At 42.6% G+C, this 6,122-nt stretch carries 5 protein-coding genes and 1 pseudogene; 5 read left to right on the top strand and 1 reads right to left on the bottom strand.

The features are described 5' to 3' along the window. A pseudogene (locus tag F607_RS36240) lies at window positions 1-143 on the top strand (IS982 family transposase); the annotation flags it as partial. 219 nt (window positions 144-362) lie between these two features. Here F607_RS36240 and ilvC read toward each other — a convergent pair. Next, a complete protein-coding gene (ilvC, locus tag F607_RS0123950) occupies window positions 363-1,832 on the bottom strand; it encodes a ketol-acid reductoisomerase (protein WP_038292160.1) in 1,470 nt (489 codons plus the stop codon). A gap of 350 nt (window positions 1,833-2,182) precedes the next feature. Between ilvC and ilvY the strand changes: the two genes are divergently transcribed. The 4 genes from ilvY to F607_RS31510 all read left to right on the top strand — a co-directional run bounded on the left by ilvY (window position 2,183) and on the right by F607_RS31510 (window position 5,780). Then, complete coding sequence (gene ilvY, locus F607_RS0123945) at window positions 2,183-3,073, top strand: HTH-type transcriptional activator IlvY (protein WP_027710082.1); 891 nt, start codon at window positions 2,183-2,185, stop codon at window positions 3,071-3,073. A gap of 100 nt (window positions 3,074-3,173) precedes the next feature. Further along, window positions 3,174-4,010, top strand: a complete 837-nt coding sequence (pssA, locus tag F607_RS0123940; RefSeq protein ID WP_027710081.1) for a CDP-diacylglycerol--serine O-phosphatidyltransferase — start codon at window positions 3,174-3,176, stop codon at window positions 4,008-4,010. A 69-nt stretch (window positions 4,011-4,079) separates the two neighbouring features. Next, the gene (msrP, locus tag F607_RS0123935) at window positions 4,080-5,132 is read left to right on the top strand and encodes a protein-methionine-sulfoxide reductase catalytic subunit MsrP (protein WP_027710080.1); all 1,053 of its coding nucleotides are present in this window, start codon (window positions 4,080-4,082) and stop codon (window positions 5,130-5,132) included. 24 nt (window positions 5,133-5,156) lie between these two features. Continuing rightward, complete coding sequence (locus F607_RS31510) at window positions 5,157-5,780, top strand: protein-methionine-sulfoxide reductase heme-binding subunit MsrQ (protein ID WP_084611398.1); 624 nt, start codon at window positions 5,157-5,159, stop codon at window positions 5,778-5,780. Window positions 5,781-6,122: the final 342 nt, after the last annotated feature.

The raw sequence follows: 6,122 nt of genomic DNA, 5'->3' as shown, positions 1-6,122 counted from the left end.
TTAATATTCAGCGAACCAAAGGCAGAACACTATGGAGCTTGACTAATCGAATTACCCGCAAGCTATTATCACACAGTTTGTGTGTATTATTTAATAGGAACCAAGGCAATGCTCCTCTTCAGTTAGCTAAATTAATAGGCTAAAAAGTCGAGCATCGCGTGATGAAATGTAGACATTAAAAGGCAGTGTCATCGCTGCCTTTTTTGTGGCTATCTGTTTTATTCGGTTTAGCGATGCTGAATTAGGTTTTAAAATAAAAAAAGAGCGCTTAAATGCGCTCAGGGTCAGTCAGACTTTGCAGGATTTTTTAATAGGCGCTATGTTAGCGCCTATTCATTGTTTAATTGCATGGAAAAATTTTATCAGATAATTTTTTTCATATCCTTCATATAGCTACGTAGCTCACGGCCGATGGTTTCAACAGGATGGTTGCGAATAGCGTCATTAACTTCAACAAGTTTGGCATTATCAACAGAGAAACTAGCTGGAGCAGTACCTTTGCCAATAACTGTTGTATCAACCTTTTTCATAAAGTCTTGCAGTAAAGGTACGCAAGCGTTCGCAAATAAGTAGCAGCCATACTCAGCTGTATCAGAAATAACTACATTCATTTCGTACAGCTTACGACGTGCAATTGTATTAGCAATGAGTGGTGTTTCATGTAGTGATTCATAGTAAGCAGATTCGGCAATAATGCCAGACTGGGTCATTACCTCAAAAGCCAGCTCAACACCTGCTTTAACCATTGCGACCATGAGTAAACCATGATCAAAGTAATCTTGCTCAGGGATGTTGGCATCTGTCGATGTGGACTTTTCAAAAGCAGTCTCAGCTGTTTCTGCTCTCCAGCGCAGCAAATCTGCATCATCATTTGCCCAATCGGCCATCATGGTTGAAGAGAAGTGCCCACTGATAATGTCATCAATATGTTTCTGGAAAAGTGGGCGCATAATGACTTTAAGCTCTTCAGAAAGCTCAAAAGCACGAATCTTATCGGGGTTGCTCAAGCGATCCATCATGTTGGTGATACCACCAATTTTCAGTGCTTCAGTTGTTACTTCCCAACCATATTGAATAAGTTTTGATGCATAGCCTGGATCAACACCTTCGGCGATCATTTTTTCAAAGCACATTATTGAACCTGTTTGTAACATACCGCAAAGGATAGTTTGTTCACCCAGTAGGTCTGATTTAACCTCTGCAATAAACGAGGATTCCAGTACACCTGCACGATGACTGCCCAAACCTGCTGCATAGGCTTTAGCAAGTTCAAGTCCTTCTTCTTGAGGATCATTTTCCCGGTGGACTGCAATCAGAGTTGGAACACCAAAGCCCCGTTTGTATTCTTCGCGAACTTCTGTACCAGGGCACTTAGGTGCAACCATGATAACAGTAAGGTCTTTGCGGATTTGCATGCCTTCTTCAACAATATTGAAACCATGGGAGTATGAAAGGGTGGCACCTTTCTTCATTAAAGGCATTACTTGCTCAACAACGCTTGAGTGCTGTTTGTCTGGTGTTAAGTTACAAACAAGGTCTGCTTGGGGAATCAGGGACTCATAAGAGCCTACTGTGAAGCCATTATCTGTCGCATTTTTCCAGGATTGGCGCTTTTCAGTGATAGCTGACTCTCTTAGTGCAAAAGAAACATCCAAACCACTATCACGTAGGTTCAATCCTTGGTTAAGGCCTTGGGAGCCGCAGCCAACAATAACTATTTTTTTGCCTTTAAGTTTTTGGGCTTCATCAGCAAACTCGCTACGATCCATAAAACGGCATTTACCTAGCTCTTCCAACTGAATGCGCAGAGGCAGGCTATTGAAGTAGTTCATGAGTGGGCTCCTGGCAATAAAAAGTAGTGGTGATGACAGTTCCTATAAAAAAGCAGTCTTGTCGAGGCAAGTGACTCGCCTTGCCTCGACAAGGACATAAAGCACCACAGTTAAATTGCACTAATTATAGTTTTGCTGTGCAGTAACGTGTGGTAGACACTCCTTAGTTATTAATTCGGTTTTGTTGCGTCAAAACAGAATGACTAAGCTGTTTTTAGGATTGATATGTTTACAGCCTTGGGCTGAAGGCTAGAAACTTTAGGTAGCCTAGCGTAAAACAAATATTGCGTAAAATGATATATTTGAAATACTACATGTCATATTTTGCAATATTGTGAGATGTTAATGCTATGGACCATCATGCTTTGAGGTTGTTTTTGCATCTGGCGAATACGCTTCACTTTGCGCGGACCAGCCAAGCTTGCCATGTCAGCCCTTCGACACTAAGCAGGGCAATTAAACGGCTGGAAGATGAGGTTGGGGAAGTGCTTTTTGAGCGGGATAACCGTTCTGTTGTACTTACTGTAGCTGGCAGAGAGTTTCAAGCTTATGCACAGCAAGCTCTGCAGTTATGGCAGGAAATGCAAAGCCGAGTGCATCAGCAAACCATGCTTTTGCAGGGTGAAGTTAATTTATTTTGCTCTGTAACGGCAAGTTATAGCTTTCTTTCAGAACTTTTAATGCGCTTTCGTCAACATTATCCAAGTATTGAAATTAAACTCAGGACTGGTGATGCAGCACTTGCACTACAAAAAGTCCAAGAAGGTGAAGAAGACTTAGCTATTGCCGCTAAGCCAGATCAACTCCCTGGTAATTTAAACTTTAAAACCATTGCCCATACACCGTTACAGTTTATAGCTCCCCAACAACCAGGACTGGTGAGAGACTTAACCTTACAGCAATCAGAGATAGACTGGCGAACAGTGCCCATGATTTTTGCCGAGCAAGGACTCTCTCGAAAAAGACTAAAGCACTGGTTTCGCGCTAAAGGAATAAAGCCCAATATTTATGCCCATGTAGGAGGTCATGAAGCTATTGTAAGTATGGTGAATTTAGGGCTTGGGGTGGGGGTGGTTCCAGAGCTGGTTGTGGTGAATAGCCCAGCTTCAGCTAAGATTCGTACATTGACCGTTGATCCGCCTTTAGAGCCATTTGCTATTGGCGTCTGTGTACAAGCTAAACGGTTGCAAGACCCATTAATTAAGGCTTTTTGGGATGTAGCATGTCTGTCTGCAGAGTAAGCAGACAGGTAAATGCTTCACTTGTTGTTATGAGTAACGATACATTTTAGTAGGGTTTGCTATAATCCCTGACTCATTTTCTGGCAGAAGATATTGACCTATGAACGAGGAAAAGCAATCTGTAACTAACAATGATGAGCATGAAGAGCAGCTTGGAGAGTTCATTTTACCCATTGATGAGCATGTAGAAGAGGTTGCGGAGAATGGCCGTAAGGTGAGACGCCGTGGAGTTTACTTATTGCCCAACTTATTTACAACGGCAGCCTTATTTTGTGGATTTTATAGTGCTGTTGCGGCTATGCAATTTAAGTTTGAGCATGCTGCAATCGCTATTTTTGTGGCGATGATTCTTGATGGTTTGGATGGGCGTGTGGCTCGCCTGACAAATACGCAAAGTGCATTTGGTGCTGAGTACGATAGTTTATCTGACATGATTGCCTTTGGCTTTGCGCCAGCAATTTTATGTTATAGCTGGACATTGCATAGTCTTGGTAAGGCGGGATGGATGGTAGCATTCATCTATGTAGCGTGTACTGCACTTAGATTGGCAAGATTTAACACGCAAATAAGCAGTTCTGATAAGCGTTACTTTACAGGCCTTCCATGCCCTTCGGCGGCAGCAGTGGTAACAGGAATGACCTGGGTATGCACAGATTTTGGACTTTATCCAGCAGAGCCAGGAGTCAGTATTTTGGCTGCGCTAATTACCGCTGGTGTAGGTATTTTGATGGTTAGCAATGTCCGTTACCATAGTTTTAAAGATTTGGATTTTAAAGGCCGCGTTCCCTTTGTGATGATTTTTGCGCTCGTGTTAATTTTTGCTGTGGCCTCTATTGATCCACCTAAAACACTACTTTCTGTATTTATGATCTATGCTACCTCTGGTCCAGCTTTAGCCCTTTGGAGACTCTGGAAAAGGTCGAAAACGGCTTCTTGAAATATAATTAGCTTTAACCGGTTCTTAAAAAGGAGCTGAGTGTTGCTCCTTTTTTTTAGGTTAGAGCTTATGACTATCAAGAAGCCATCTGCTATTCCTAGTTATGAAATAACCTCTGAGCGAGCTTACTTGAATCGTCGTCAGTTTATGCGGCGAAGTGGTCAGTTCATTTTAGGTGCTTCTGCTGTTCTAGTAGGCTGTGGGGAAGCTGATGAGCCAAATTCGCAAACTTCTGAGCAAAAGCGGATTGCCATTCCAGAAAAAGTTCTTACAGCAGGCAAACAATACCCTGCACCTGCCTGGCTGCAAAAACAAGTTTCAAGTGCCAGGCCTTCTCATTTCCGTGCTGATGATCCATTAACGCCTTATCAGGATGTCACTTCGTACAATAACTTTTATGAGTTTGGTACGGGCAAAAAGGACCCTGCAAGTTTAGCGAAAGATTTTGTTACAGACCCTTGGTCATTGACTGTTGAAGGTGAAGCAGAAAAAACAGGTAAGTTTACCTTAGAAGATATTTTAAAGCCCCATGCTATTGAAGAGCGTATATATCGTTTTCGCTGTGTTGAAGCTTGGTCAATGGTGGTGCCTTGGTTAGGTTTTTCATTAGCAGATTTGTTACGTAGGTTTCAGCCCACCTCAAAAGCAAAATACGTGTTGTTTGAAACGCTGCATGACCCAAAGCGTATGATTGGCCAGAGGGGTCAGTTCAGTTTAATTGACTGGCCTTATATTGAGGGACTTAGGATTGATGAGGCTATGCATCCACTGGCCATGATGGTGGTTGGGCTTTATGGGAAAACACTACCTCCACAAAATGGCGCACCACTTCGCTTAATGGTGCCTTGGAAGTATGGCTTTAAAAGTATTAAGTCCATTGTCAAAATTACATTTACAGACATGCAGCCTAAGACCACCTGGCAGAATTTAGCACCTAATGAATATGGCTTTTATGCAAATGTTAACCCAGCAGTAGATCACCCTCGTTGGAGTCAAAAGCGAGAGCGACGCTTACCATCCTCTCTCTTTTCACCAAATTATATCGATACCATGCCTTTTAATGGTTATGCCGATCAGGTGGCATCGTTATATAAAGGAATGAACTTGAATAAATATTTTTAAGTTGAGTAGGTTTAGGAGTGCTGTGTGGGGTTAACCATTAAACTTGATAAAATAGCGGTATTTAGCTTGGCTCTTGCTCCTATTGGGTATTTAGTTTGGCAGATTGTTGGGCAGCAGTTAGGGCCAGACCCAGCCAAAGAGGTCGTACTTTTTTTAGCTAACTGGGCACTAAATTTACTGTGGATTACTTTGGCACTTTCTCCCATTAAGCTGATTTTCAAGAAATCCTTTGTTATTCGTTATCGCCGTATGTTGGGATTGTTTAGCTTATTTTATGCAATCTTGCATGTGCTGGCTTATTTAGCTTTTATGCTGGCGTGGCAGTGGAGTGATTTACTGCAGGATCTGGTCAAACGTCCTTATATTATTGTTGGCTTTATAGCGCTGCTTGGCTTAATTGCACTGGGTGTAACCTCCCCTAAGGCAATGGTTAGACGCCTGGGTAAATCGTGGAAAAAGCTACACAACATAATTTACGTTATTGCTATCTTGGTGATGGTCCACTTCTTTTGGCTTTCCAGGACAGATGTTGGAGAACCTGTTATGTACTCTGTCATTTTGGCTGGACTCCTTTTAGTGCGCTGGTTTTTCTGGGGAAATAACTGGCTGTATCAACTCTTTTTCTCCTCTTCTTCAAAGGCTAAATAAATAGTCTCAAAAAAAGGTTGCATCTGTGAGGGAGGCCTTTATAATGCGCCCTCACTTCAGCGGTAACGCTTTTCAAGTCCCCGACGCCCAGAGGGTTTCACCGAATACAGACGGTGATTAAGCCTCTTTTGATGTGCGTCAAACGTCGTTCAGTAGGATGACGAAAAAAGAGGGGGTTGACAAGGTTATCGAAAGCGCTAGAATGCGCGGCCGCTGAGAGGCGAGTTGGGTTGTGATTGAGGTTGAAATAAAATTCAACGTGCAGCTTGACAAAACAAGGCGAGGCAGTAGAATAGCCGGCCTTGGTTGAGACCAGCGCTTAACCAAAGTTCTTTAACAAAT

Source organism: Zooshikella ganghwensis DSM 15267, assembly GCF_000428585.1.
Taxonomy (GTDB): Bacteria; Pseudomonadota; Gammaproteobacteria; order Pseudomonadales; family Zooshikellaceae; genus Zooshikella; species Zooshikella ganghwensis.
This window is presented reverse-complemented; position numbering and strand designations above follow the sequence as displayed.